The following is a 26679-nucleotide window of genomic DNA, read 5'->3' on the forward strand; positions in this document are numbered from 1 at the left end:
GTGAGCGAACTCGTGGATGAGTGTCACGGCGAGGTCGGCCTGATTCGAGCGGGCTTTCGCCTCGACGACTGGTTGGAGATCACGCTGACTCCGGTATTTGCAGACGCCCTTGGCGTCGCCATGCCCCCAGTCGTCAGCGTCGACGATACGGACCGTAACGCCGATATCAGCGGCTGCATCCTCGAGTGCGGGCACCAGGTCGTCGGCATCGCCAGTCGCCTCAGTCTCCAGCCCAGGAAGCGGCTCACCCTCGGTCTGAGACACATCGAAGACAGCAGTGGGTTTGAAGCCGACAAGCCCTTTCGACCACTCGTCAGGCGATGTCTCGTCGTACTCACAGTCGCTTTGTTCATGGTAGCTAGGCGAGTTCTCGCACTCGGGACACTGCTTGGTGATGATCGGGGCCCAAATCCAGATGGCCTGTTCGCCCTCCTGGACGTGCCGGTCGAACTCATTCCGCCAGGTGTTGTAGCCGGCGACCTTCGTCGCCTCGGGACACTGGAGATTGATGAGGAGCGTGTTTCGATGGGAATAGTCGTGGAAGCGACTCTGGACGTCGAGCCACTCCTGGAACTCCTCGCTCGCCTGCGCATCGTCAACGTGGTCGACGAGCTCGTCGATCCACGCTTCGATGGTACTGTGCATCTCGTCATGTCGAGTGTCGGTCTCCTCGAATGAGACCGACGGGTCACTGGTCGTAGCCATAGTGTTCACCGAATCGAATTCACGGCGATTGCGTCAGTTCAGGACGCGCCGCACCCCTTGGGGCGCATAAAAAACTCGCGGCGGCGGTCACCGCAAGGCTGCTTTCTCGTCAGCGAAGCCGACCGCCACGAGGTACTCGAGGAACTCATCGAACTGTTCCACGTCGCTGGGGGTGTCGGCCGCGAGGTGTCGTACCCACTCGATGGCCCACTGGAACGCGGGATCGGCTCCGCCCTTTCCGTGGATGTACCACCAGCGGGCGGCCTTCAACACGACTAGCGGATTCGTCGGTGGCTGCTCGCCGGCTAGCTCACGAGTAACCGATCGGATTTCCTCGGGCACCTCGCCGGAATCGACCTCGCCGGATTGGGTGTTCGCGACATCGACTGGAATCTCATCAATCGAGACGTCGTTCGTACTCTGTTGTTGACTCACAGGAGTTCACCTCAGTGTGAAGGCCTTTTTCGAGCCCTCGCCCACTCCGGGGGCACGAAAAACCGCTTGTGGCGTCATGCGGGCGGGAGGTACACGCTCTGCTCGCCGGCGAGCTCCTCGAGATTGTTCCGATGACGATGTGCGAAGTAGCAATCATAGCTGCAGTAGCCACAGATCTCGCCCGTGTCGTACTCAGCGATGTAGGGGCTGCGCCGGGTCATCCAGACGTTCGCCTCACATTCAGTACATGCAGCACCATCGAGATGGGTCGGTGACGGGCCATGATACTCGAGTTCAAGTCCATCCTCTTGGGGCGTCGACTCGGGCCAGACGCCGTGTGCCTGCCAGAACTCGCGAATCTGGGCAAGGCCATGGCGAACGGTCTTCCGAACTGTCATGTGCTCGGCGTCGCGACCGCTGTCGTCCCAGCCGTCCGACGTCCAGAACTCGCCGAACTGCGCCCCACGATGCAGCCCGTTCCAGTCGAGGCCGACGATGTCGGCAGGTGGGTCACCCGTCAGCGTCGGTCGGGTGAGCTGCTCGATCACATCGAGTTGCTTGGGTGGACTGCCACCGAGAATATGGACGCGCCGCCCGCGCCAATCAGCAGGATCAGAGAACTCGTGAGCGAGTCGATCAGCGTATCCCCGGGAGTACCCGACGACGAGGTCATCGGGGACAGCGTGGATCGCTGCCTGGCACTTCGGGACGATCACGGGGTCTGCGTCCGGGTAACTTCCCTGGATCTCGCAGGCAGCAGCAACGTATTCGTCGACCTCGTCGACGTCGTAGGCGTCGCCAATCACACCGACCTCCGGTTCGTATTCGAAGAAGCGCTCGATATACCGATCGAGGTCGGGATTTCGAAAATCGTTGTCGAGCATCCCGACCGGTAGGTCCAGGTCTGTGTACTGCTGTTGTTGGTAGGTACAGTCCTCGCGAAAGCCCGTGAGAAAGCCGAGCCGGAATGCGTCAAGCGCAAATGGAACCCGGTGGAGGAACGCCAGGTGGTCAGCCTGCCGAGCGGCTGTAATTTCAGTCGCGATGCTGCTGGTCGGACGTGCTGAGAGCGCCATCTCGAATCACCCAGAAGATGCAGGGTTGATCGCCCCGCGCTCGCTCTCGGGGCGAGAAAAAACCACGAGCAGACGCCAATCTTAACCAACAATAAGAGCTAGCCGCTTCTGATGTTGGTTAACTCATCGGTGGTATCGAGCCTCGAGTGGGTCGATCTCTCCGGCGTGGACGAGACTCGTCTCTGAGTCCGCCTCTTCGTGAAGAAGATCGACGAGTGCGAACTGCGCGCAGGCAGTGAACGAACACGCCTCGTTCTGACACCAGACGTCGGCGTAGGCGATGTCGGTCTGCTCGCCTGCATAGACGGGTTTCCCAATACCAAGCTGCGAGTCGCAGCCGTCGCGAGGGCAGATCGGTTCGATACGCGTGAATGTGGGCGTGTCTTCCATTGAATTCATCAGTAAGGGTCGTAGCTCGGCGTGATATCGCCGGTCAGGACGCTGCTCTCGATGGCGTTGCTCTCGCCGCCTTCGAGGTCGATGATGCGATAGACGGCGTCGCCGCTCCACTCGCAGTCTTCATCGGAACACTTCGCGCTCGCGTACGCGCCATTCTCGTTGTTCAGATGGACACTCAGGAGATCGAGACGCTCGCTGCAGAGCGGACACTCTGCTGGCACCTGCGCGTAGCGATACCCCGTCGCGATGGTGATGTCGTCCTGGTCCACTTCGACGCCGTGGCGCTCCCCGAGTCGGTCACGGACTGCTACGCGAAGATCGTCCAGGAGTGCATGGCGCATTTCCTCATCGACGGGTAGCTCGACGCCGTCGACGGTGATCGTCAGCCGGTACGCTATCGTCTGGGTTGTATCGTCCATTCTGGTCACCTCTGGGGGCACATTCGCCTGCGCCCGCGCCCCTCTCGGGCGCTCAAAAACTACCTCGTGAAGGGCCAGTGGTGGTCTCTGATGACCTCTCTGCCGGATCAGGAGCTTCCCCGAGTACGAATTCTTTTGGCGCTATCGCACGTCCGTTACGACGCCATGAACGTACTCATCGCAGGATCACACGGCGGGGTCGGCCAGCATATTACTGCGGTGCTGAGCGAAAGCGATCACACAGTCCAAGCGATGGTGCGCGAGGAGTCACAGGTCTCGGAGATGGAGGCCTTCGGCGTCGAGGTGGTCGTCGCGGACCTCACCGAGGACGTCTCCCACGCCGTCGACGGAAGCGACGCGATCATCTTCGCGGCGGGGTCTGGTGGCGAGGACGTCGAAGGCGTCGATCGAGACGGTGCAATCAGGCTAATCGACGAAGCCGAAGAGCACGGTGTCCCGCGCTTTGTCATGCTCAGTGCGATCAATGCCGACAACCCTGAGGAGAGTCCCGACGCGCTTCGGCCGTACCTCGAAGCCAAACTGGCGGCTGATGAGCATCTCCAAGCAAGCGAACTCACGGAGACGATCGTCCGACCAGGGGAGTTGACCAACGAGTCCGCAACCGGGCGGATTGAGGCAGCCCGTCGGGTCGAACGCGGCCAAGTCACCCGCGCCGACGTTGCCCGCACGCTCGGTACCGCACTCGACACGGAGAACACCTACGGGAAGACCTTCGAGATGATCGAAGGCGACGAACCAATCGAGAGCGCGCTCGAAACCGTTTGATCAGATTCGCCTTCCTCTGGCGCTGGTGCGACGGCCTTTCTGCACTCGTCGCCGACTTCCTCACAGCGAACGGCATCGGCATCATCCCGAAATTCATCTCGGAGGGACTATTCTATGACACCTTCCGCTAACGAGCACGTGTCCTTCCGAACTCTCGTTCAGCGTTCAGGGCCGTAGATGATTGCTGACCGGCTTTCGTAGCCGCACTCTCGACATTCGAACCACCGTTGGACTTTCGCGCCGTCAGCACTCTTCTGGCCGACGACGACGTCGTCGTTCGGACACTCTGGACAGGGTAACTCAGGGTGGGGTCGCTTTCGGAGTTCATCGCGAAGCGAGGTAGCTTCTTTCGTCTCGAATCCGCGCGACCACACCGGGTAGCCGTCGACGAGGATCGCGGCACGCCACTTGTGGATATACGAGTCCGGCGCTCGGTGAAACACCGCGTGCGCGTTGGTCTCTGTGTTGCGATACGCTAGCTTCGGGGTACGGCTCTCACGCGTCCAATTTGTAATTCGTGGCATGGGTACTGATGCCCCCGCGTTCGGGAGGCTCGCAGTCGCTTGATTCGGGGATTGACTAGTCTCGCGAGTCGATATCTCGCTTCTCACCATCACTTACCCAACACAGCCAGTCGAACGAACTGGTTGTTGGTTACTCCTCGAAGAGACAGCGATCGGATGCATCGTCGCCGGCGAGCGTCTGCTGATCCTCGGTAGTATCGGCGAAGAGGTTCGACTGATCACTCTCGGACGATTGTTCTACCTCCGGACGGTCGTCGACGCCGAACTCACTCGCCTCGGGCCGATCGAGCCGTGAATCACGGTCGCGGTGGTCCACGTCCGCACCGAAGTCCTCGAGGGAGGTTTCGACGCTCGTCCCGGTCACTTCGAGCTGGCCATCGTCTCCGAAGGCGGTCTGCTGTTGAATCTCGATTTCCGGTCGATTGCTCATGTGAATTGAGCCTCCACCCACTGGAGGCTCCGAAAAACTTCCACGAGCGTTGTCTCAGCCCTCTTCTTTGCGGAGTTCGCTGGCTCTGTGTTCGAGACGCCGGAGAATCTGGACCCGATTCTGGTGGGTGTTCTCGTAGGCAACGCAGGCCCGCAGCGTCTCCATGTCGTGAATCGTCACGATGCCGGCGTTGAGAAGTCCCGTATTCGATGGTTCGAGACGCTGTTCCGGTGATAGGCCGCTCGATTCCGTGGATTGCTCTGAGGAGTTGCTCACTGAGTGTCGCCTCCGCTCCTGCTGAGGCGACGAAAAAACAGCGCCGGACTGAGAATGTCAGAGAGTAGTTTGTGCATCCTCGTTTCGCGTCGTGTGGCGAATAGGCTGAACGCTCAGTACAGGTAGTACACTTATCGCTCGGTACAAGCAAAATATATAATGGATGGCGAGCGTAGGACTTGATATGGCTGACTCCGACAACCTCACTGAATCCGAAATTCGGCGTGCCGTGAGGGAGGAGATGTCAAGAGCGGGACGGTCAGTTCTCTCAACTGTCTTTTGGACGATACTGGCAGCATTCACGATCCTCGTTGGCCTTCAAGCGGTTCAAATGGCATTCTACACAACTGGTTTGGCTGTTGTGGCCTTTGCAGCGGTCGGTATACTCGTTACGGGCGCTAGCATCTATCTCCTTTATCTCCTTCACTGGGCCTAGCAATAGCTGATACTACGATTTTTGAATCGACTCGCCCCATTCGCACACACATTGAACAGATAGTTCAGTCAAAACGAGTCGAAATTTGTGGCCTGCCAAATCGTTTTGTGAGACCCGCTAGACTGCTTACTCGTCTTCTTCCTCGGGTTGGATTTGGCGGGCGTCCTCGGCGAGTTTGTAAACGTACGCTCGAAGGATCTCCATGTCCTCTCGGGCGTCTTCGAGCGTTTTCGCTTTCACCTTGGCTTTGATCTGGTCTTCATCTCGTGTCCCGGTTCCGCGCTTGAGCTTCACGGTCAGCGAGACACCGACGTCGCTGCGTTCGACGTATTCCGTTGGTGACGGCCGCTCACTGTTCTCTATCGATTCGACATCCGCACGAGACGGCTGGTTGTGTTCCGACATATGTTACTCTCAGTGATTGGTGCTCAGATAGACGGTGCGGCCGCTTCGTCGGATGTCTCGCGAAGGACTGCGTCGATGTCACTGCCGGTGAGTCGCCAGCGCCCGCCGGGACCAGTGCAATCCAACTGGCTTACGACCTGGTTTTTGAACTCCGTGTATTGCGCTAGCGCAACCTCCTCGTCGTCGGAGTAATCGAGCAGGAGCGCGAGCGCGAGTTGTGCCGGGCCACTGCCCCCGTATCCCCATTCGAAGCCAGAGGGACTGTGACTCGCCAACTCGAGACTCCGATTTGGAGTGAGCCGTTCCTGACCGGGCTGTTTCTCCACGATGGCGCGGCCTCGCTGTCGATAGCCGACGTAGACGACGTCACGGTCACTTCTCGGGCGTGTCTGTTCGACTGATTGTGAGTCGATAGTTCCACTCATCGTTCTATTCGAGGTGTGCTCGTTCGAGCACCCCCGCACCCCTCAGGGGGCGAAAAAAATGCTCTGCGGTCACTGCACCACGGAGCAGCTGGCCGGTTTGTTCCCTCAGAAGTGGATGTCCGCCGGCACAATCCAGAGATCGTCACTCTCGTCGAGAATTCGCTCCAACTGGCCTCGATGCCGGATGCCGCTGCCATGTTCGTCATACAGGCAGACCGAAGGCCCGTCGTACGCACCGACCTGGTGGAATGCGTGCCGGGCGAGGTCCGCATCGCGCATGATCTCCTCGTCGCTGTGTTCGTCGAGTGCCTCCTTCACCCGGTCGAGATTCCGCTGAAACTCCTCTTTCGTGGCTTCCCAGCCGCGTTCGAGCAGCTCCTCGCCCTCATCGGATTCCACAGAAGCTGCAACCGGGAGATCACCCCAACGGGCCGTTCCAGCGACCGTCGTGTCCTCCTCGTCAAAGCACACGTAGTAATCGAAGACAGCACCTGCGTGTGGCACGGCGCCGACGAGTCGATCGAACACCGTCTTTCCGGTGGCGAGCGCATCATCTCGTGTCGATGCCTCAACTAGCGTGTAAATGACCATGTGCATCGGTTGTCACCTCGGTCTGCCGACGCACGCGACTCCGCTCCGCATCACTGCTTGGTGCGCCGGCACCCATCGCCGGCGCTCGATAAACACCGCCGGAATACGCGCTCGCTAGGCGTCGTCTCGTTCCGACCCAGTGATCTCCTCGACGGTGATCGTCAGGTCACCGGTTTCGTAGTCGGCGTCGAAATCGACCGCGAACGCCGCCGATTCGTACGCTGCGTGGTAGGCGCGGTGGAGTGCGAGTGTTCCAGTCGCTTTGAAGTGGAAGAACGCGGCTGCCGTGTACGGTTTGCTCGCGGTTTCGATCTGCGATTCGACCGATGCTTGCAGCGCGATCTGCGGCGTATCGGTGTCGATCCCGGCGGCAAAGGCCCGAGCTTCGTCGACGCTCGCTTGCGAATGCTCGGGCGTCTCGCCAGTAAGAACATTCACCGGGGTCTCTGTCTCCTCGGTGAACAGGACGTCTTCGAACGTCTGCGTACCGAGGATTGCCTCGGGGCCTAGCTCACAGTCCTCGAACGAGTCGTCAGTAGATTGCTCGGACATGGTATCACGAAGCCCCACGTGGGGCTCAGTCCGTCAGCCCCCGATAAACGACTCCTCTTCACCTGCCAAGGGATGATCACCAGTTATTCGCCGATCGGGTCGAGTCCGGTCAGATCGGCGTGAAGGACCTCACCATTGCGGATGACGTACCGCTTGGCGAGGACCGGAAATCGACACTTCGTATACCCGGCCGTCTGGATGTCGAGTTCCTGGTCGCCATCGATGTACTCCGCGAGCTGCCGGAGGAACTCGTGGGTCACGATCCCACCGTCATAATCGGGGAGACCGTTCTCACGCGCTTCGTACACCTCGAAGCTATCGTAGCCCCAGATGATGAGTTCGCCCTCCTCGTCTACCTCCCAGTTGAGGGTCCCGAAGCAATAGCTCTCACAGAGCTGACGGACTGCTTGTGCGTCCGATACAATCGTGCCGGTCGACGTCGTCGCTGCTTGGAGTGTTGCCATAGGTTGTACTCGAGGGCGCTTTCCTACCCCCGCACTCCTCAGGGGGTAACAAACGTACTGCGGTTACTGGGTTCTGGAACGGGACGGTGGATGATTCGCTCCTCTCGAATGTGCGGAAAGCGTTTAGAAGACCTCCCAAGCAAGTACACGCACGTATCGAGATCTGTTGTGATACCGGCCTTCGGTCTATTGGCCTACGTTCCGAGGGGCAGATATGGGCCTAGAACACTCGCTGAACGAAGCCATCTACACCCTCTTTTCGTGGGTGCGGGGCAACCGTACTCGGGATAGAGACAAGCTCATGGAACAGATCAATCACTCATTTGTGAATGTGCGACGTTGAGTTGATTGCCCAGTTTCTGAAAGCGTGAGAAGGCCGAACGCAGAGATGCCGAGAGCGAGGGCAGCGAGACCGGCGATGAGGAGCGTATCGGTGTAGCCCACAATTGAGGCAACAGCAACGAACACTGGCGGGCCGAGGGTCGTTCCGAACTGAAGCACGCTCGTTCGGATACTCATGATTCCGCCGCGGAACGCATCGGGCGCGAGTGTATTCAGTGCTGTATCGGTGATCGGTTCCGCGAATCCCTGCCCGATACCGAAAAGGAACAGTGCGCCGGCAAGGACGGTGATCGAGTGGGCGAGTGCAGCGAGCGTCATCCCGATACCGTAGGTCACAAAACCGAGTGTGATGAGCCGCGGGGGTGAGAGATGGCGCATGAGACGGGACGACTGTGAGGACGTCACCCCCATCGTCACCGCTGGGAGTCCGAGCAACAGCCCGATCATCCCAGAAGAAAGGCCGTAGGATTCGTCGAGAATGAACGGGACGACCGTGAGCTGTGCGCCATAGAGAACAAAGAAAATGCCGAAAATAGCGACGTACAACCCGAGAGCCGTCCGTGTTGGGACCGATTGAGCTGCGTTAACGACGTACGACAGTCCGGACGAATCCATGCTACTCTCGGGTTCAGGGAGAATCGCAGAGCCGGCAACGGCGACGACAATACCGAGTGCGAAACAGACGAACGGCGCGGCCCACGAGAGCAGCGCAAGGCCACCGCCCAGTAAGGGGTAGCCAGCCGCGCCGATGGCGAGGATTGCCGCGTTCAGTCCAATGAGACGACTCTGCTGTTCCCCCGAGAACAGGTCACCGAGCAGCGTCACGGTGAGACTCATGATGGCACTGCCAGCGGTTCCCTGCACGACGCGGAGACCGAGAAGCGTTGTGAATTCGTCGACAAACACGACTGCAATGCCACTCACGCCAAACAAGAATAGCGAAGGGACGAGCACACGTTTGCGACCAACGCGGTCGGCGATGAGACCGATGAACGGTGTGAGAACGATACCGGGCAAGGTAAATGCCGAGATGAGGAGACTCGCTTGACTCGCCGAGATGTTCCATGCTGCTTGAATCGTCGGCAGTGCTGGGCTGATGAGGGAGACGCCCATCACACTCACGAGCGTACTCGCAAAGATGATGAGGACTGTCTGTGATTGCTGGATGTCTGTGAGTGGGTTGGATAGAGCTGTTCTCATGGATGTTGTCGTTCGAAATTCGCTTGCCGATACTACATCGAATAGCGCTGTGTACGGTAGTGGGGCGTGAGTGAGATACCGCCGAGGCAACGGTCAGCGTTATCCGGTCCACAATCAGCGTACTGGCGGGCCGACAGAAACCGCGTGCCAACGCAGTTGCATACTCGATACACCGTACTTTCTCCAAAATGGGTCAGACTGAGTTTCAAACTTACGTACTCGCCTTCGTAGTCGCGGAGCTGTCTTCACCTGCGTTCGAGATAAAGTGAGTACATGATGATAGCCAATCCTATCGCAACAAGGACGCTATTGATTAGAATGCCCAATTCGAGTGAGACGGAGAGGATTTGATGTGCAATTCCTGCGAGCAGCGCGCCGAACGTGATAACACCGAACCCGATCCCGAGCGCTCGCAGTGAGGGCGTGCCTGTTCGTCGATACGCCTTGTACGCGATATACGTGATACCGCTCCCCAACAGCAGGATCACCGTCTTCACGACGACAATGGCCGGTCCTGTCCACATCATAACTCATCCCCCATCTTCGACCAAATATCTTCGAGGCGTTCGTCGGGGCTCCGTGGTGGGCGTTTCACGGCTACCGACAAGTCGTCTTCGTCGTCCATAGAGATGGTCACATCGTCGAAGTCTCGTTCGTATCGCGTAGTTCGACCCCCACCAGGATTGATTGTGTCCTGTTCGCGGACGAGGGAGGCTCGACTAAGGAGTTCTAGTTTCCGGTACAACGTCGATTTGGGTATGTCACAGGCGTCGATGAGTTCGTTCGCGGTCATGGGTTCAGCTGTTTCACGGAGGATAGCTCGACAGTTGGCGTCGTCCAGCGCATCAAGGACATTCTGCAACGATGGAGAGTCCTCAGATGACGCGGGATCGCTCACCATACTCTAATTTTGGACGGTATTGGGGATATGGCATCCGATTACAACTCAAACAATGGAGAGTGGACGTAGTCTGGAACAGAAATCGGCTCCTCGAGAGTATCAATCGCATCCATCTCAAATCTGTCTGACTCCATTCTCAGTGACCTCATAGCGTCCTCGGCCGCGTGAATGGATATATCCCTTCTCGTGTAGACGAGCACAGGTTTGATCCACCGTTATCGGATGGCGCTCAGCAGTTTTAGCGATCTCCATGACACCCAGTGGCGATTCCGCGATGAGTATTTCAAGGATCTCCCGTTCGGTTTCGCGAGTGAGTTCACTCATCACGTCCCTCGCTGAACTGGAGGCGTCCGAACCCTCTCGCATGGCTCCGCTGGATCGCTCTTCACGCATAGTCACCGTTCTCTGCGTAGACTTCGAGCAGTTCTTGATAGCGATTCCGAATGGTTACCATACTCACGTGAGCAGCGTTACTCACCGTCTCCTGTGTCAACTGTTCATTCGTTAAGTGAGTCGCCGCGTAGAGCGCGGCCGCTGCAAGACCCGCAGGGCTCTTTCCGCTGTGAACAGCCTGCGCCTTTGCGGTAGTGAGTAGTTCACGGGCCTGTCGTGTCGCCTCATCGCTCACCTCGAGCGCCGACGCGAATTGAGGGATGTATTGGAGAGGATCTGCTGGTTCAATCTGCAACTCGAGTTCACGAGATACATACCGATATGCACGCTGAATGCGGATTTTTTCGACTCGGCTGACCTCAGCGAATTCAGACAAAGGACGTGGCGTTCCGTGTTGTCTGGCTGCTGCGTACAGAGCGGCTGTCGACATTCCTTCGATGGATCGGCCTGGAAGGAGGTTTTCGTCGACAGCCCGGCGGTAAAGGGCCCCAGCGGTTTCACGAACTGGTCTTGAGACACCGAGGGCGGATGCCATCCGACTGATTTCGCCGAGTGCTTGTTTGAGGTTCCGTTCGTGTGCATCCTTCGTTCGGAACCGCTCATCCCACGTTCGAAGTCGTTGCACTCGGGCACGCTTACGCTCCGAAATCGACTGTCCAGACGCATCCTTATTTTGCCAACCGATCGTCGTACTGAGTCCCTTGTCGTGCATGAGTTGCGTTGTTGGAGCCCCAACGCGACTTTTCTCGTCTCGTTCTTCACTATGAAATGCCCGCCATTCCGGACCGCGGTCAATAGCTGCTTCGTCGAGAATCAAGCCACACTCCTTACAAGTTGTCTCCCCGTGCTCATCATCGTGAACGACCCGACCATCACACTCCGGACATGATACTCTCGACTGGGACTCGGAGGTTGATTGCTGTTCACTTGTATGGTTGTCTTCGATGTTGAGTGTCGTGTTGGGCATGAGTACCAGATTCCAGATATCGTCTCTCGATCAATCTGAGTGGGTGTCTCTAGCGTAGCTGTGAGTCGACACTCCCAAGAATACCGGGCGGAATCCCAACATATGGGAATCCGGCAATCTGGTTTATTGAGCACAAACTAAGATTCGCGGTGTCGGAAATATAGTTGTCTCTGATTGGGATACTAAGGTTACGAACCGACCAGCTAACAGCTGCGGGTGGAGCGTCACCCAGAAAAGTCGCTGTACGAAACCGCTCCCTGGTCGACGATCGTTTGACTCTCAGGGACGTCTCCGTCCGGCGGCATACTCCCCTCAGCGGGGCCTCCGGGCTCTCCAACCACGATGCGGCCGACCATGTCGAGGCTCTTGTGGGGGGTACAGTAGTAGTCGTGCGTACCTGCTGTCTCGAAAGTGTGTTCGAAGGTAGCACCTTGTTCGCTGAGTATCCCACTGTCGAACGCCTCGGCACCGTCCGGGATGCGCGTGACTGACGCCTGTCCATTCCCCTTCTTGTATGCTGTCGCAGAGTGGCTGCCGCTATCGATCTCGAACGTGATCGTTTCGCCGGATTCGACGAAGAGCCCGATCGGGTCGAAGTAATAGTCGCTTCCCTCCGTGACCATCAGAATTGTCGTTGTGTCTCCGTTCGATGGAGTATCCGTCTCACCGCTTTCGTCGGGGTTCGAGCTGCTACAGCCAGCGAGCCCGGTGAGACCTGCGGTTGCGGCGACTCCACCTGCTTTCAGGACCTGTCGACGTTCCATACCCGACCATTGGAACGCCACTGATAGACCACTTTGGCGGATTCCCACCGGTCGGGATTCCGCCGTCGACTGACTGTCACTGCGCACGAAGTTCTATACATGAGGGACCATCTTGGAGCGCCCGGGACCGGCCTATCGCGGCGTGAATTCATTGCGGCGACGGGCAGTACTGGCGCGCTGAGTCTCGCAGGGTGTGTAGCCCCGACTGGAAGAACTGAGACTCCGTCGCAGTCACTCTCAGGCGAGCATTCGTCGCCTGAGATTGAAAAGTGGCTTGCCGAAGTCCCTCGGCCAGGTGTCCTGGAACCAGTTGGGGAGAAGGACGGGAACCCCTATTACGAGGTTGAAATGCGCGAGATTGAGCAGAAGATTCATCCTAACCTTCCACCGACGACTGTCTGGGGGTACGACGGCCAATACCCGGGGCCGACGATCGAAGCACAGCAGGGCGAACCAGTCTATGTGCGCTGGATGAACAAGTTACCGAACGAACATCTCCTACCGGTGGATGAGACGATTCACAGTAGCAAGATTCCCTACGACAGTACCGGAGTACGGGTCGTGACCCACCTTCACGGCGGGAACGTCGAGCACACGAGCGACGGCAAGCCGACAGCGTGGTTCACGCGGGACTTCGAGCAAACCGGCCCGAAGTTCAAGAAAAAAGACTACTACTACGTAAACGACCAGCCCCCGGCCACGCTCTGGTATCACGACCACTCGCTCGGAATTACTCGGTTGAACGTCTACGCCGGTCTTGCCGGACTCTATCTCCTCCGGAACGACCGAGAGGAGTCACTTGGTCTACCGTCGGGCGAGTACGAGATCCCACTGGTGCTCCAGGACCGCAGCTTCAACGACGACGGATCGTTGTTCTACCCGACCGCCCGCTCCGGGACGGACAGCGACTCGCCGAACCCCAACCCGAGCATCGTCTCGCAGTTCTTCGGTGACACGTCCGTCGTCAATGGGAAGGCTTGGCCTCGGCTTTCAGTCGACCCGAGGAAGTACCGATTTCGGATCCTCAATGGGTCGAACTGTCGGTTCTACAACCTCAAGCTGTTCGAGTACAACGAGTCGGACGGAACGACCGGAGCGGGCGGGCCGCCGTTCACCCTCGTCGGAAACGATGGTGGTCTGCTGGCCTCACCGGTCACGATCGAGGACCGTCTGGAGATCGGTACGGGCAAACGTGCCGATGTCGTCGTTGATTTCTCGGACTACGCCGGACAGACGCTCCTGGTGCACAACGACGCCGCGGCACCTTACCGTGGCCCGGACATTAATACCGGAGAACAACAGCCGCTACCGGACGTGATGCTTGTCGATGTCGCCGCCGATGACGTCGACGATCCGAGCCAGGTTCCGAGTACGTTGGCGGAAGTGCCAGAAATCCCCGTCGACTCGGTCGACGAGGAACGGTACCTCCCGATGACCATGAGTTCCGACGAGTACGGACGACCCTTGCACCTCTTGGGTTCGGAAGCGGAGTCATCGCCCCACAAACTGTACGATCCGGTTACTGAGGAGCCCACCCTCAACGACACGGAAATCTGGAGCTTCGCGAACCTGACGGGAATGTCTCACCCGATGCATATGCATCTCGTGCACTTCCAGGTGCTTGGGCGACAGCCGTACAGTGAGTACGACCCCGAGGCGGAGACGATCGATATCGAGTCGCTTGAACCCCCCGCACCGGAAGAAATGGGCTGGAACGACGTCGTCACGGCGAATCCGGGGGAGGTAACTCACGTGATCGTTCACTTCGGCGGGTTTGAGGGCCTATTCAACGACCAGACCGGCTGGTACATGTGGCACTGTCACATGCTCGAACACGAGGACCACGACATGATGCGGCCCTTCAGAGTACTGCCGTATTCTGGCGGTGATAACGATGACGGATCCTGAACGCGATCACGTACCGGAGGTCGATGTTCGGAACGACGTCGACATCGTCGCTGCTTGGAGTGTTGGCATGAGTTGTACCTGGGGACGTTCCCCTGCTCCTCACCTCCTTCAGGGGATAACAAACATATCCTGAGACGAACCAGGAAGAACCGCTCCTCGAGGGTCGTGTATCAGGATACTATGTGGCCGCCAACGTCCCCCGTGGCGGCTGGTCAAGTAAGGAGATTCACTTGCTCCAGGATTCTCATCGCTGCGTCGATTCGCTCCCGATTGGCGGGATCCAATTCATCGACGTCGATATCAATGAGATTGCTGAGCGTGCGGTGCATCCGATAACCAGGTGTGTTTCGTGGGTCCATGTGTACGCCTCCGCCGATTTTCGGCGTAGAACAACCTATTGTACGTGCGCAGGTCGTCGTCGCTTGGGTCACCAGAGCTCACTCGGCTGTACCTGAACCGATTTGTGGTCTGGAGACACGAGGACGCCGTCAGGCGGTACATAGCGAATGAATCACCGGTTCCATTGTGACTCTATTGCGGCTATTTTCAGCTGAGGTATCGTTCTCGGACTACGAGGAGAGACGGTAACACGGTGACACAGCTCACGAACGCGAAGACGATACTCAACCCAGTCACGAGGCCGAAGCGGTGGAGCGGCGGGGAGAGCGCGAGTGCGAGGACGCCAAAGCCCGCAGCCGTCGTCGCTGCACTCCCCAGCAACGCACCGCCAGTCCCTGTGACTGCCGCCACCAGCGACTCGTCGAGCGACGCTCGGCGCTCACGCTCGTCGACGAATCGTTCACCGAGGTGGATGCTGTAGTCGACGCCGAGCCCGATCGCCAAACTCGTGATGACGACAGTCTCGCTGTTGAACGGGATGTCGAGCAGTGCCATCGTGCCGAGCAACCACGCAAGCGCGAGGAGGACGGGGACGAGCACCACGACCGCGAGCCCTGGCGCGCGGTACCGCCACCAGTACAGGCCAAGGAGAAACGCCAGGATGACACCCAGCGTTACGGCGAATCCTTCGACGAGCGTCTCGAACAGGGCGCTCTGGACGACAGCAGTGATGATCGGCCCACCCGTCGCAACGGCTGTCACCGGTGCGTTCCCCTCGATGCCTGTGGCGACCTGCCGCACGTCGGTGGCGATCGATTGGGCGGCCGCGTCGGTCTGCACACCGACGAGTGACCTGGCTGTCGCATACGACCCGTTCTCGGTACGATAGAGGACTGTCGACGCCCGGTCGGGAGCGGCGCCGTACACGAGGTCGTAGACAGACGCGACGTCCTCGTCCGGGAGGCCATCACCATCCGAGTCTCGCGCGTCAATCGCGGCGGCGACCGTCTGATTCCCGGCGGCGACAGACCGGAGGACAGTCGCCGGACTCTCGACAGCGGCCGTGCCGTCCGACTGCATGGCGATCGTTCCATTTCGACTCGAATACTGAGACGTATTGTCGGTTGCAGTGAGCACTGCCGGCGCGGTCACGTTCCCGCGTATCAGTATCTGGGCCTCCGAACCCTGCCCGCGTTGACGGAAGTTGTCGCTCAGGTACGAGAGATCCTCTCGGACGTCGTACTCAGCGGGGGCGAACGGTTCCGGAAGCGACTCCATCCACTCTGGGGCATCCTCCGGCAGGAAATCCGCCTGATTGAACTCCGTATCCAGGCCCGTCGCACCGTAAGCACCTGCCGAAGCCAACAACAGTGAGACGACGAGAATAGCGATCGGTGCGCGTCGAGAGAGAGTCGCAGTACCCGAGAGCACACGGCGAATCGGCCCTGAGCCGACCCCGAACGCTGACTGCTGGCGGTCACGCCCGAGTCGAGCGAGGAGTCGTTCAACTTCGAGTTTGACGGCCGGGACGAGTGCCACGAAGACGACGAACATCGCGACGATGCCGACCGCGCTCAGGAGCGCGAAGTCCTGTATCGACCCGAGCGGGCTGACGTAGTTCGAGAAGAAGCCAATGCCGGTCGAGAACGCGGCAGCGGCCAGCGCAACGACGACACCGGCGACCCCCACCCGCATCGCAGTGGTCGGGTCACGTCGGCCATCGGACTGGGAATCGGCGTCGAGCTCCCCCGTTCGCGCCTCGCGATAGCGCATGACGACGTGGAGCGAGTAGTCGATACTCAGCCCGACGAGCAGGAACGGGACGGCGATGAGTATCGAACTGGACGGGATTCCGAGCCAGCCCTGGATACCCTGGAGCCACACCATCACTATGCCGATCCCGAACAGGCTGACGAGCACGTCGACCACGTCGCGGTACGCGATACCGAGGACGACGAGCAGGAGGACGAGAGCGACGGGGGTGATGATGAGGAAGCTGTCGCCGATGGCCTGCGAGGACGCCTCGTCGATGATGCCCTGTCCGAAGACGAACGCGTCGGCGTCGTCGAAGCGCTCGTCGACCAGGGAGGCGATAGCCACTTGCGCATCGGACGCCTCCTGGGGCGTTCCGCTAGCGCCGCCACTGTTGTCGGATTGGAAGACGAGTGTCAGTCTCGCGTCGGCGCTCGTTGCGCCGGGTTCGTAGTCCGACGGCAGGAATGTGGTCGGGTCACGGTCAGGGGCGGTCGAATCCGAATTGAGTAGTCGAGTGAGTAGTGCATCAACCTCCTCGTCTGAGCGTGATTCGAGCGCCTCGATCTGTTGGTCGAGTGTCGGCGCTGGTGGCTGCCCGTTCCGACCGGTGGAGGCTGTGTCGTTTGTCCCGCTCCCAGCCGTTCGGGCTTCGAAGTAGGCCGCAGTCGCCACGATGTTCTCGAGACCGCGGAGCCCCGACTCCGCTCGGAGCGTCGTATTGATGGCTTCGGTTTCCCGTATCTCCTGCTGGAGTCGGAGGCTCTGCAGTAACGACTCGCGGGTGAGGACGTCTCCACCTTCGTCTTTGACGACGATCTGTGTGACCACCGCATCGTCCGTTCCGTACGTCGATTCGATCTCCTCGAGTGCTACCTGTTCCTCGGAGTCGATGCCTGCCTGACCGATCGCACCGTCTTCACTGGTGCCGACCACCGCGCCAGCGCCGACGATCGCCGTGAGGACGAGCAACAGGACGATGATGAGTTTGCTCCGCGAGACGAGCGCGTCCGCGTATCGAGACGGCAAATTCCGTTTCATTGGTCACCGACACCGCTTCGTATTCGCGTGGGCTGTGGCGTTGAGGTTGGCTGACGGACTGGTGTATTCGACTCGTTCATTGTCACACTCTCCGTGTGTGCCTCATATGGAACGATGGAGGTCTCCCACAACGTGGGACAACCGCGAAGTTCGGTTACTCTCTGGAAACGATTTCGTAACTAGACAACTGAACAGGCCACTCTGAATGAAACAGACGGCGTGGGTGGGCTGGATGGAATAGTCTCTGAGTGGTTCCAACCGATCGAGTAGCCGCGGCTACTGACCGTAGAGTCCGTATATCATGACGAGGAAACCGCCACAAGCGATGAGGCTCTCAAAGAGCATTCCCTGGACGCTCGGAATGCCGAAGATGTGGTGGAGGATCCCGACCAGAAACGTCCCGATGGTGATGACCATGAGACCCACTGCGAAGTACTGGAGTCCCTCGATCTGCGTTCGTTGATAGGCTCGATACGCTAACAGGGAGACGATACCCCCGAGGACTAATGCAGCGATTTTGACGATGCCGAGCAGGATGATAATACTGTCCGTCATGATTCTTTCTTCATCTCGGACCAGAACGTCGCCATACGGTCCTCGGCATCCTCGTCTGGTCGTTCGACGGAGACGGTGAATTCGTCGTCGTCGATGCTGATCGAGATATCCGCGAAATCCCGTTCGTACAACGTGGCGTTCGGTCCGTCACGGCGGACTTCAGTGTACTCTTTGACGAGAGCGGCCTCACGGAGTCGCTCAAGTTTGCGATACACTGTCGAACTCGGCAACTCGCATTCGTTGCAGAGTGTGGTTGCGGATTTCGGCTCGGTCAATGTCGTGAGTATCGCTCTGCATTTACTGTCTTCGAGCGATTGAAGGACTGCTGAAACGGGCGGATCGTCGTCATCCGTCGAGGGATCCTGCACCATATTGGTGGCTGTCTGAGTCGCGTTCGACCGTGATGGGATGAGCGAGAGCCGGTTTGGGTCGATGAATTCCTCAGTCATTCGAATATCGCATTCTCCAGGTCGTCTCGACTCCGAGACGGGTACGCTGTCAGTTAGCTCTGTCTTACGACTATGGGTGTATAGGGGTATCGGGTGTTCCCAGATCGTTGGACTAGCAGAACGTCCGATACGTAGTTGGGTAGAGTCGATGCCGAATACTGGTCTGATCTCCGCCGCTCGGTCTCCAATCCCACATTCTGGGACAGTTCCATCGTTGTTTATCTACTGCTGTCACAGATTTGGGTGAATGATGGCTAGATACCGTTACCGGCCGAAAGAACGAACCGAACTCATGATCCTCGAAGCTGGTGAATCTGTTGACGACAACGCGGATACTGGACAAAGATCGTGCCTGAGTATGGAGGGTCAGTAATGGCGACGATGCTCGACGTTGTTATGACTATCCACACTATTTTTGCTGCACTGTGGACCGGAGGTACACTCTTGGTTGCAGGCACTGTGCTCCCTGCAGCTCGTAGAGACTTGCTCGGAGAGGAGGCGTTGGCTCTTATCGGCCGTCGATTCTCGTATCTCACGATCGCCTCGGTGCTGCTACTGCTGTTCACCGGTGGGCATCTTGCAGGAACGCTCTACACCGCCGAATCCCTCCAATTGACCGGGCGGGGGCATCTCGTCCTGACAATGGTCGGCCTGTGGCTCGTCCTTCCAATAGTGCTCTACGGTGGCTTCCGTCAGCTAACCGGCCTTCCACCGGAACAATCGGCGGCAACTGCAGCGACGGCAGCGCGACCGTGGTTTCTGACTGCGAGTGTTGTTTCGATAGCACTCCTCATCGTCGCTGGGCTTCTCTGAACTGATTTCACCGTTCGCTATCGAGAGTCCATTTGAACGGGCAGACCTGGACGTATCTGGCATCACTAGCACGATTAAGCCTTCTCGGCAGGGTGTGGACCGTATCTAGGCGTTCCACACACCTGGCACTCCCATAGTGGCTGGCCGGTCCATTCATCGTCAGGGACGACTTCGAAATCGCGGAATCGATGTTCGGTTTTTCGGTCGCACTCTCGACACTCGAGGTGACCTCTGTTCGGGCTCTCGTGTCGCGGTCTCCCGGTACTGGAGTCGGTGACGGATCGCTGGAGTGCAATCGCCGGCACCAGCCAGACATCGTCGTCTGCGTCCTCACGAAGGGTCACAAGACGCTCCTCGTCGTGAATCCCACTCCCGCTTTCGTCATAGAGGAACGTCGCGCGCTCGCCGTCGTGACGCGACTGCGTTGTGCCTTGCCACGTAGTCCGCTCACGAGCTGCCGCGAGCAGCTGCTCGCCGCACTCCGATGAGACCCGTGCCGCCGAAGGAAGCGAGGGCCACTGGTCGGCAAGCTGCGCTACAGGTTCCTCGTCGAGGTCGTCGATGAGCTGGCAGTTGTCGACCGCGGGGTCGGAAGCCGATTTCGCGAGAAGAGCGGCCGCAGTAGATCCCTTTGCCACGGCGCCGTAGAACGTCCGCGACTCGACGAAGACGTGGATGATGTGGAGGATATCACACTCCGAATCAGGGGTGTCCTGGCCATCGGTGACTGCATCGAGATGATTCGTGAGACAGAACCGGCATTTCGTCTGGCCAGCGGGGATCGATGTCCCACAGGAGGTACACTCGGCCGCAGTTGCTGTCGTGGGGTCTGGATAGCCTGTGTGGGCTTTACCTGTTCGTTGACGTCGGGGCTCTCCGTCACTACTGGTGGAGAGATTGTCGTCGGGGATATGCGTCGCTTCGCCAAGCGGCCGGAGCTCTTCGCAGTCAGAGTAACGTCCGGTCATAGAGTAGTCTGGTCGCAACATGCTTCGTCTTCATTTTTAAATGATTGCTCTTACGCCAATTCCACTACAGACACGCAAATCAACAAAAGGAGCGTCGTTAGACAGCTAGTCCGTCCAGCGCGTCTCGGTGAGTTCGGACGGTTACGGTTGAAACGTTCGCGACCTCTGCGACGTCCGACTGTGAGAGCAACTGGCCCTGTTCGCACCCCGCTTTGTACAGGCAGGCCGCGGCGAACCCTGACGGGCAGACACCCGTAGTGACTCCCGTTGATTCAGAATCCTCCGCCAACCTCCGTGCTCGTTGCCGAATCTGATCTGGGACATCGAGTTCCGAGGCCAAACGCGGGACGAACGCACTGGGCGTCACAGGCTTGGCCGGGAGGCCGAGTTCCGTATTCAGCGTCTTGTACGCGTTCGTCACGCGCGACTGCTCAACGCGCGCCGGATCGGTAACGTCATCGAGGGTTCGTGAGAGCCCGTCGCACCGACAGGCGCCGTAGACGCTCGCGGTGGCCATCGCTTCGATCGACCGGCCCAGCAGGAGATTTTCGTTCTGAGCGCTCCGGAAGAGCTGGCACGCCTGATCACGAATCGTCTCGGACAGCTCGAGCGCGCTCACGATCCGGCGGACCTCACCCAGACCGTGTGCGAGATTGCGCTCGGCTTTCGACTGAAACCGCCCACGAGTCTGCTCCCGGCGCATCCGTGCGACCTGCCGGCGCTTCCGTCCGGAGAGCGTATTTCCGTTTGCGTCCGTTCCATGCCCGATTTCGGTCGATAGGCCTCGGTCGTGTCGCGCCGCAGTCAGCGGCGCACCCGTCCGTTCACGTTCGTCCTCGTCGAATGCTCGCCATTCAGGCCCGTGGTCGATGCGCTGCTCGTCGACAACCAGGCCACAGTCTTCACAGACGGTTTCGACCGCATTGGTGGTGACCCGGCCGTCACATTCGGGGCACTGTTTTGCACTTGAGTCAGTCTGGACATCTTCGTCGAACGTCGTCTCGTAGATCTCTTTGGTTGCCATGATTCTCACGAGGGACAGTACAATGAATCGCGCCTCTTAGAGCGCCCCTCACCCGTTAGGGGCAGATAAACACCTAGCGGTACGGAGCCGGCGCAGTGGGATGCTGTGGCGAAAGCCCGGCGGCTCTGTGAGCCGCCCGGAACGTGGAGGTTGGGTGGGGCGGCGGGAAGCGGGTGAACGGGCATTAGCAAAAAAGAGAGCTGCGTTAGCCGACTACTCCCACCACTGACCGCGCTCGGGGAATAGCACGGTGCTCCACCCGGTCAGGGCCACTGAGACGCGCCCCTGATACCAGTTCCGCGCCGCCCCGTGAATCCGCACACGCTCTCCTTCTTCAATCCACGGAGCATCTGATTTCTCCCAGATCGTCACCTTCGTTTTCCCACTATCGTCTTCGATGAGTCCGACTTGGGCAATGGCCGGACTCGACGGTTCCCAAAGTACCTTGACACGACCCTCGATGCTCACCTCCTGTCGGTTCACGTCCTCGACCTTTCCAATCGGGATCACCTGGCCCGGCGCCGTCTGCAACTCCTCGAACACCCCGACGACCGCACTCATCATGTCTTTCCCCGTGACGACCGCCTCGGCCAGCCGCCGACTGATCGCCGCCCGCGACCATCCATCCAGCTTTTCGGCCAACCGCATCGATTGTTCGTTCACCGCTGCCAACTCCTCCTGTTCGAGTTCTGCACGCGGGTCAGCCCGTTCTGGGTCTGCCAGCGGGTCCACGCTCGCTCGCCGCTTCTGGAACTCCGTCCGCCGCTTCGCACTTCGTTTTGCTGCGATATCTCGCGTTCGCTTCTCCCGACCCTCCTGCGTCCCGAGTTCGGCCTGGGCACTGATGCGCTCCAGCTCAGCCTCCCGCGCCTTGATGCGCTCTTCCTGTTCGAGGGTCTTGCCGAACATGTGATCCGGTCCTTCCTCGACCCGCGCGTCCGGATGGTTTGAATCGACCTTCGCCTGTACTTCCATGTCGACCGTCGCCTGGAACTCCGGGGTCTCATCGACGACTTCGAAGCCATCCTCGTCGACGTCCGCTTCATCGTGTTTCTCGAATGCCTGTTCATCAACCGAAACTACATCACTGGTAACGTTCTTACTTGACATTGCAGAATCTCTGAAGGCGCTCACTCGGCGTCTTCTTCCGACACCACGACTCTCCAGCCGTGGCTGTCCACAACGACCAACTCACCCATCGCGCGCTCTCGCTCGCGCCTTCGCGAGCGCCCCTGGGCGCGAGCGAGAGCGCGCCCAAGGAGGCCGACCATCCAGCACCGCGCGCCGCCCGCCCGGAGCAAGCGTCCAGCGGGATATGCCCGTTCGTGTCCGGCCTGATGCGCGGGACCGTGTCCAGGGCGACTGTCGGGAGCATGGCGAGCCCGCGGGGTGGCTCGCCGCGCGCAGCGGCACAAAGCGCTGGAACGCGAAAGCCCGCAAGGGGCGCAACCGACGGGGATACCCGCTGGCGTCGAAGGCACATTCACTTTAGCCCGGAACGGGCGCTCGCGGTGCGGGGAGCGCCCGCATGCCCGGAATGGTCTGTCGCGAGCGACGCGGAGGGCGGAACGCGGCGAGCGGGGCGTGCCGTTACAAACCACCCGTCCAACCGAATTCGACGCTCGGTGAACTAGCCGCCATCCTGGTGGACTCAGAAAGGGCGAGGCCGTCTCGGTCCTCCCCCGACCCCGCTAGCACCGCAGGCACGAGGAGCGCAGCGGCGGTCGCGGGATGCCGAGCGGACGAGGGCTTTCATCTTGTTGCTCACCCACTAGTCTCAGCTGAAACAGCCGCATCTCGTTGCGAGATGACGAAGTTATTTAAATATAGATTCGTAACTATGCAACAGAATGCTCACGGAAGGCGAGATCCGCGCCCTCACCGCTCTCCACGGTGAGCAGACAGTCTCCGAACTCGCAACCCAGCTCGACCGTAGTCTCAGCTACACATCTGAACTCGTCGATCGTCTCGAAGCGACCGGGCTCGTCGAGACGCATCGGCACGGCAAAACAAAGCAGGTCCGACCATCGGACGCAAAAGCACTCGAACTCCTCGCAGACATCACCCAAGCGTATTCCCACATCGAGTGGCCTGAACTGCTGTCGGGCGCGACGCTCCGCGTCCTCTATTATCTCGATACACCGCGTGCCGCAACGGACCTGGCACGCCGCGCCGACGTCCACCGGAGTACCGTTCATCGCGCCCTCGATCCACTCCAGCATCGAGGGATCATCTACCAGACTGACGACGATGCATATGCACTGAACGAGGGGTTCGAACAACTGAGTACACTTGCTCGGGAACTCGCGCATCACATTCACCGCCAGACCGTCGAACAGCACACCGACACCTACACCATCCTCTGGGAGTCGCTCGACGAGTTCCTCGTACAGACGGTCGACGAAATTACCGACGATAATTTCGTCCCGACCGGGCCAGAGCGATTTCAGACGTACGACCTGCCCCTCCTGGCACGCGACCGCCGATACTACCTCTATTCAGAGACGGCGAGTGAGCTCTCGCCGGCGACGCTGTGCTGTCACATGCTCGTGATTGATTCGGGAGCGCGAGCCCAGTCGTACTGCCTGCTCTTGGTCAGCCACGTCGACATCGACCGTAACGAGTTGCGTGACCAAGCCGTAACGTACGGCGTTGACGAACTCGTCGAGGACCTTCTCACGTATCTCGACACCAGCGGTGAGCAGCGAACGTCTCGACTCCCCGAGTGGGAGGAGTTTCAGGAACTGGCTGCGGACTACGGGGTGGCAGTATGAGGGCGCGGTTCGACAGTTCGTATATTCGCTCGGAACTCGAGCGTATCGGCCAGCAGCTAGATGAACCGCTTACCGTCTTTCTGATCGGCGGTGGTTCAATGGCGTTCCGTGGGCTCAAGGACACGACCAAAGATATCGATCTCATCGTCGCGTCCGGCGCGGATCTGGGACAGCTCCAGGCAGTACTACTCGAACTTGGATACGAAATCGTTCGGGAACCGGATGACGAATACGAAGAACTCGGTGCCCAGCGAATCCTCGAGAATGAGGACGGGTGTCGTATCGACGTCTTCAATCAGCAGGTAATCGACAAACTGGTCCTCTCTGAAGGGATTCGCAAGCGGAGCGAGCGGTATCTCGACCTGGGGAATCTTGTGGTCGAACTCGTGAGCCCAGAAGACATCTTCCTGTTCAAAGCGGTTGCCGGACGAGTGGACGATATCGAGGACATGTTTTCATTGATGCAGACTGGCCTCGATTTCGACGTCGTCGAAGCAGAACTCGCCGCGCAGATCGAACTGCTAGACCAAGAACTGTTCGTGACCTACGTGAACGAGGCGTTGACTGATCTCACCGAACAACACAACGTGAGGACACCCCTGCACGACCCTGTGGCGGAGATTACAGAGCGTGTCTACGAGGAGCTCGAAGTGCTTCACACCCTCGACGAACCGAAATCGATGCCCGCCCTGCAGCAGGACCTTGATTACTCCACGGCTGGGCTACAGGATATCCTGAATCGTCTCGAGGAGAAAGATGCGGTTACGGTGACTGATGAGCACATAGAACGTCGCTCAACAACGATCTAACGGCGGAACTACTGGGACTCACAGCGTTACTGAGAGGCGGTTTCAGCTGTCTTGCTCCGTGTTTAACTCCCGAAGGAACCAGCCGGCAGTTGTGCCGATCCGAACGCCATCGAAGTTACGCATATCGAGGTCAACCGTGGCTGTGCGAAACGGGTAGTGTTCGACGAGGATACGGCGGATGACGGTTCGAACGGTGTCTGCATCATACCGATCGACGATCTCGGCCATGGCCTCATCGAAATGTGCATCCTGATGGTCGTCACGAGGACTCGCCGCTCGGTAAAGCACTAACTCACAGACATCGTTCACTGAGGGGTGGGCTGAATTCCCTGTTGCTTCACGAACGTCGTAGAGTGCATCGGTATCCGTCATTCGGTCTGGCCGTATCCGGCAGTCCTTCGGTATTATCGATTTCTCTGGAGTGAGAGGTACTCACACGGATTACTGCGAACAGATGCACTCGTGCTGTAGTGACGCATACTCCAGAATATATCGGTGGACTGCGTCGGCAAGCGACAACATCGCGTCGACTTGCTCGGCGCTGGCGACCGCCTCGCGATAATACACGTCAGCCCGATTCTGTTTCCAGAGCTGGGTGAGGCGATCGGCGAACTCCTCGCTGAACAGATTCACCTCTCCGCCTTGCTGGTATACCGTCGTATGTTCGTAGCGTAAGTCCTCCCCGGATGCATGTTCGCGGTGCAGGAGATAGAACTGGATGCTGCGCTCGACGGCCACAAACGATGTCTACGGAAATCGGAGATTTTCGTGCTGCCAAAAACGCGGAGCGTTTTTGAACACCTCGATGACGACGGTATAGTACCCATTCTGCTCGCGGAGCGTTCGTGCTGCTTCGAGGAGTCGGCAGGCCCTCCGTAGCTGGACGAGGGCGGCGTCAGAGACATCCAGATCGGTTTCACCTGTTCGCCCACGGGTCTGCTGAAAGGCTGCCTCGGCGTCGGTGAGCGCTTCGTCGACGTAACTATCGTGCATTTGTCAGCACCTCCTCTTTGAGCTGTGTGAGGGTCTCGGACGCTTTGAGTGTGAGTCCGGTGGCGAAAATCTCGCGCAGTCGATCCCCGTAGCGGCGTGCGCTCTCGACGGATTCGACGAGGACGTGGAATTTGTAGCGGTCACCAGCGAAGGCTTCCTCGCTCAACTCCGACGTCAGTTCATGGGCGGTTTGCTGAGCTGTTGCTTTCGTGCCGTCGACGAGCACGAAACAATCGATATCGCTTCGTCGGTCGGCGTTCCCACGGGCAACACTGCCAAAGAGGACGATCCCGTGGATGTCGTCGACGTTGTCCGTCAGCCTCGTGAGGAGTTCCCGGACCGGGGCGTGAAACTCGTCCTGTGGAATCTGAATAATTGGATCGTCGGGCTTGTTGAGTCGACTGCGAGTGATGCGAACGAGCTTTTTCCGCCCGGCGTACTCGATATTGACGAAGTCGACCGCCTCGAGGTCATCGACAGCCGACGAAATACTTCGGTGGGGATGGTCCGTCGCTCGGCTCAGATCCCGAATCCCGAACGCTGTATATGGATTGTCGACGAGCAGTGCAAGAATCTCACCAGTGCATTTGTGACTGAAGAGATCCGTGGACGGGACGGGGATTGGCAGCTCGAGTGATGCATCCCTCTGGATACGTTCGCTACCCATGGATAGAATTACGCGCTAGGGCTTATGTAGACTAGGGGAGCAGCTCTCGCGTGAATCTTAGCGGTGCAATCTAGGTAATCTTCGGAGGGTACTTCTT

At 59.0% G+C, this 26679-nt stretch carries 34 protein-coding genes; 6 read left to right on the forward strand and 28 right to left on the reverse strand.

Annotated elements, in window-relative coordinates; all coding sequences use genetic code 11:
* From EYW42_RS16075 to EYW42_RS16095, 5 genes are all read right to left on the reverse strand, one after another.
* The coding region (locus EYW42_RS16075) for an ArdC-like ssDNA-binding domain-containing protein (protein WP_135536390.1) at nt 1-705 on the reverse strand (705 nt) is incomplete at its 3' end.
* Between the two features lie 87 nt (nt 706-792).
* Nucleotides 793-1140, reverse strand: coding sequence for a hypothetical protein (locus EYW42_RS16080; RefSeq protein ID WP_012289562.1), 348 nt, complete (start codon nt 1138-1140; stop codon nt 793-795).
* Nucleotides 1141-1214: 74 nt separating this feature from the next.
* On the reverse strand, nt 1215-2216 hold the full coding sequence (locus tag EYW42_RS16085) for a DUF6610 family protein (protein WP_012289563.1): 1002 nt from the start codon (nt 2214-2216) through the stop codon (nt 1215-1217).
* Nucleotides 2217-2339: 123 nt separating this feature from the next.
* The gene (locus EYW42_RS16090) at nt 2340-2615 is read right to left on the reverse strand and encodes a hypothetical protein (RefSeq protein ID WP_012289564.1); all 276 of its coding nucleotides are present in this window, start codon (nt 2613-2615) and stop codon (nt 2340-2342) included.
* A complete protein-coding gene (locus EYW42_RS16095) occupies nt 2615-3034 on the reverse strand; it encodes a hypothetical protein (RefSeq protein WP_135536392.1) in 420 nt (139 codons plus the stop codon). The genes EYW42_RS16090 and EYW42_RS16095 overlap by 1 nt, the downstream gene beginning before the upstream one ends.
* Before the next feature lie 165 nt (nt 3035-3199).
* On the opposite strand from EYW42_RS16095, the gene EYW42_RS16100 reads away from it, so the two are divergent.
* Nucleotides 3200-3820, forward strand: coding sequence for an SDR family oxidoreductase (locus tag EYW42_RS16100; RefSeq protein WP_012289566.1), 621 nt, complete (start codon nt 3200-3202; stop codon nt 3818-3820).
* A 158-nt stretch (nt 3821-3978) separates the two neighbouring features.
* On the opposite strand, the gene EYW42_RS16105 is transcribed toward EYW42_RS16100, so the two are convergent.
* The 3 genes from EYW42_RS16105 to EYW42_RS16115 form a co-directional block, all read right to left on the reverse strand.
* Nucleotides 3979-4344: a DUF7568 family protein gene (locus EYW42_RS16105; RefSeq protein WP_012289567.1), complete on the reverse strand. Its 366-nt coding sequence runs from the start codon at nt 4342-4344 to the stop codon at nt 3979-3981.
* Between the two features lie 130 nt (nt 4345-4474).
* Entirely contained in the window at nt 4475-4774 is a 300-nt protein-coding gene (locus tag EYW42_RS16110; protein WP_049892640.1) for a hypothetical protein, read from the reverse strand.
* Nucleotides 4775-4828: 54 nt separating this feature from the next.
* Nucleotides 4829-5050 (reverse strand): hypothetical protein, encoded by a 222-nt coding sequence (locus EYW42_RS16115; protein ID WP_049892641.1) that lies wholly within the window; start codon nt 5048-5050, stop codon nt 4829-4831.
* Nucleotides 5051-5234: 184 nt separating this feature from the next.
* Here EYW42_RS16115 and EYW42_RS16120 point away from each other — a divergent pair, with 184 nt between their 5' ends.
* Nucleotides 5235-5486 carry a hypothetical protein gene (locus EYW42_RS16120; RefSeq protein WP_012289569.1) on the forward strand — a complete coding sequence of 84 codons (252 nt, stop codon included), beginning with the start codon at nt 5235-5237 and terminating at the stop codon, nt 5484-5486.
* A 126-nt stretch (nt 5487-5612) separates the two neighbouring features.
* On the opposite strand, the gene EYW42_RS16125 is transcribed toward EYW42_RS16120, so the two are convergent.
* From EYW42_RS16125 to EYW42_RS16175, 10 genes are all read right to left on the reverse strand, one after another.
* The gene (locus EYW42_RS16125; protein WP_012289570.1) at nt 5613-5891 is read right to left on the reverse strand and encodes a DUF7389 domain-containing protein; all 279 of its coding nucleotides are present in this window, start codon (nt 5889-5891) and stop codon (nt 5613-5615) included.
* Nucleotides 5892-5914: 23 nt separating this feature from the next.
* Nucleotides 5915-6316 (reverse strand): DUF6166 domain-containing protein, encoded by a 402-nt coding sequence (locus EYW42_RS16130; protein ID WP_006186966.1) that lies wholly within the window; start codon nt 6314-6316, stop codon nt 5915-5917.
* 105 nt (nt 6317-6421) lie between these two features.
* Complete coding sequence (locus EYW42_RS16135) at nt 6422-6913, reverse strand: hypothetical protein (RefSeq protein WP_006186967.1); 492 nt, start codon at nt 6911-6913, stop codon at nt 6422-6424.
* A 108-nt stretch (nt 6914-7021) separates the two neighbouring features.
* Nucleotides 7022-7459, reverse strand: a complete 438-nt coding sequence (locus tag EYW42_RS16140) for a hypothetical protein (RefSeq protein WP_006186968.1) — start codon at nt 7457-7459, stop codon at nt 7022-7024.
* A gap of 83 nt (nt 7460-7542) precedes the next feature.
* A complete protein-coding gene (locus tag EYW42_RS16145) occupies nt 7543-7923 on the reverse strand; it encodes a hypothetical protein (RefSeq protein ID WP_050033547.1) in 381 nt (126 codons plus the stop codon).
* A 315-nt stretch (nt 7924-8238) separates the two neighbouring features.
* Nucleotides 8239-9465: an MFS transporter gene (locus EYW42_RS16150; RefSeq protein ID WP_012289573.1), complete on the reverse strand. Its 1227-nt coding sequence runs from the start codon at nt 9463-9465 to the stop codon at nt 8239-8241.
* Nucleotides 9466-9710: 245 nt separating this feature from the next.
* Nucleotides 9711-9992 carry a DUF7521 family protein gene (locus EYW42_RS16155; RefSeq protein ID WP_049892643.1) on the reverse strand — a complete coding sequence of 94 codons (282 nt, stop codon included), beginning with the start codon at nt 9990-9992 and terminating at the stop codon, nt 9711-9713.
* Nucleotides 9989-10366, reverse strand: coding sequence for a winged helix-turn-helix domain-containing protein (locus EYW42_RS16160; protein ID WP_012289575.1), 378 nt, complete (start codon nt 10364-10366; stop codon nt 9989-9991). The genes EYW42_RS16155 and EYW42_RS16160 overlap by 4 nt, the downstream gene beginning before the upstream one ends.
* Before the next feature lie 385 nt (nt 10367-10751).
* Nucleotides 10752-11726, reverse strand: a complete 975-nt coding sequence (locus tag EYW42_RS16170) for a transcription initiation factor IIB (protein WP_135536394.1) — start codon at nt 11724-11726, stop codon at nt 10752-10754.
* Nucleotides 11727-11950: 224 nt separating this feature from the next.
* Entirely contained in the window at nt 11951-12490 is a 540-nt protein-coding gene (locus EYW42_RS16175; RefSeq protein WP_115864529.1) for a plastocyanin/azurin family copper-binding protein, read from the reverse strand.
* 99 nt (nt 12491-12589) lie between these two features.
* Here EYW42_RS16175 and EYW42_RS16180 point away from each other — a divergent pair, with 99 nt between their 5' ends.
* Entirely contained in the window at nt 12590-14398 is a 1809-nt protein-coding gene (locus EYW42_RS16180) for a multicopper oxidase family protein (protein WP_115864528.1), read from the forward strand.
* Between the two features lie 546 nt (nt 14399-14944).
* Here EYW42_RS16180 and EYW42_RS16185 read toward each other — a convergent pair.
* The 3 genes from EYW42_RS16185 to EYW42_RS16195 all read right to left on the reverse strand — a co-directional run bounded on the left by EYW42_RS16185 (nt 14945) and on the right by EYW42_RS16195 (nt 18534).
* Nucleotides 14945-17530, reverse strand: coding sequence for an efflux RND transporter permease subunit (locus EYW42_RS16185; RefSeq protein WP_115864527.1), 2586 nt, complete (start codon nt 17528-17530; stop codon nt 14945-14947).
* Between the two features lie 276 nt (nt 17531-17806).
* Nucleotides 17807-18085, reverse strand: coding sequence for a DUF7521 family protein (locus tag EYW42_RS16190; protein WP_098727616.1), 279 nt, complete (start codon nt 18083-18085; stop codon nt 17807-17809).
* Nucleotides 18082-18534: a winged helix-turn-helix domain-containing protein gene (locus EYW42_RS16195; RefSeq protein ID WP_098727617.1), complete on the reverse strand. Its 453-nt coding sequence runs from the start codon at nt 18532-18534 to the stop codon at nt 18082-18084. The genes EYW42_RS16190 and EYW42_RS16195 overlap by 4 nt, the downstream gene beginning before the upstream one ends.
* Nucleotides 18535-18906: 372 nt before the next feature.
* On the opposite strand from EYW42_RS16195, the gene EYW42_RS16200 reads away from it, so the two are divergent.
* Complete coding sequence (locus EYW42_RS16200) at nt 18907-19347, forward strand: hypothetical protein (RefSeq protein ID WP_135536396.1); 441 nt, start codon at nt 18907-18909, stop codon at nt 19345-19347.
* A 74-nt stretch (nt 19348-19421) separates the two neighbouring features.
* Here the strand turns inward: EYW42_RS16200 and EYW42_RS16205 are convergent, their stop codons facing one another.
* From EYW42_RS16205 to EYW42_RS16215, 3 genes are all read right to left on the reverse strand, one after another.
* Entirely contained in the window at nt 19422-20315 is an 894-nt protein-coding gene (locus EYW42_RS16205; protein ID WP_202613934.1) for a biosurfactant protein 1, read from the reverse strand.
* 97 nt (nt 20316-20412) lie between these two features.
* Nucleotides 20413-21339 carry a transcription initiation factor IIB gene (locus EYW42_RS16210; RefSeq protein ID WP_006186984.1) on the reverse strand — a complete coding sequence of 309 codons (927 nt, stop codon included), beginning with the start codon at nt 21337-21339 and terminating at the stop codon, nt 20413-20415.
* 213 nt (nt 21340-21552) lie between these two features.
* On the reverse strand, nt 21553-22449 hold the full coding sequence (locus EYW42_RS16215; RefSeq protein WP_135536400.1) for a replication factor A: 897 nt from the start codon (nt 22447-22449) through the stop codon (nt 21553-21555).
* Nucleotides 22450-23189: 740 nt separating this feature from the next.
* On the opposite strand from EYW42_RS16215, the gene EYW42_RS16225 reads away from it, so the two are divergent.
* Together EYW42_RS16225 and EYW42_RS16230 are read left to right on the forward strand one after the other, a co-directional pair.
* Entirely contained in the window at nt 23190-24113 is a 924-nt protein-coding gene (locus tag EYW42_RS16225) for a MarR family transcriptional regulator (protein WP_135536402.1), read from the forward strand.
* A complete protein-coding gene (locus tag EYW42_RS16230; RefSeq protein WP_135536404.1) occupies nt 24110-24922 on the forward strand; it encodes a DUF6036 family nucleotidyltransferase in 813 nt (270 codons plus the stop codon). The genes EYW42_RS16225 and EYW42_RS16230 overlap by 4 nt, the downstream gene beginning before the upstream one ends.
* 42 nt (nt 24923-24964) lie before the next feature.
* Here the strand turns inward: EYW42_RS16230 and EYW42_RS16235 are convergent, their stop codons facing one another.
* From EYW42_RS16235 to EYW42_RS16245, 4 genes are all read right to left on the reverse strand, one after another.
* On the reverse strand, nt 24965-25294 hold the full coding sequence (locus tag EYW42_RS16235) for a hypothetical protein (protein WP_135536406.1): 330 nt from the start codon (nt 25292-25294) through the stop codon (nt 24965-24967).
* A gap of 69 nt (nt 25295-25363) precedes the next feature.
* Nucleotides 25364-25660: a hypothetical protein gene (locus tag EYW42_RS19940; protein ID WP_202613935.1), complete on the reverse strand. Its 297-nt coding sequence runs from the start codon at nt 25658-25660 to the stop codon at nt 25364-25366.
* A 9-nt stretch (nt 25661-25669) separates the two neighbouring features.
* Complete coding sequence (locus EYW42_RS19945; protein ID WP_202613936.1) at nt 25670-25915, reverse strand: hypothetical protein; 246 nt, start codon at nt 25913-25915, stop codon at nt 25670-25672.
* Nucleotides 25905-26582, reverse strand: coding sequence for a nucleotidyltransferase domain-containing protein (locus EYW42_RS16245; RefSeq protein WP_135536408.1), 678 nt, complete (start codon nt 26580-26582; stop codon nt 25905-25907). The genes EYW42_RS19945 and EYW42_RS16245 overlap by 11 nt, the downstream gene beginning before the upstream one ends.
* Nucleotides 26583-26679 lie beyond the last annotated feature (97 nt).

The sequence above is a fragment of the Halostella pelagica genome (assembly GCF_004762015.1).
In the GTDB taxonomy this organism is placed as follows: Archaea; Halobacteriota; Halobacteria; order Halobacteriales; family Natronoarchaeaceae; genus Halostella; species Halostella pelagica.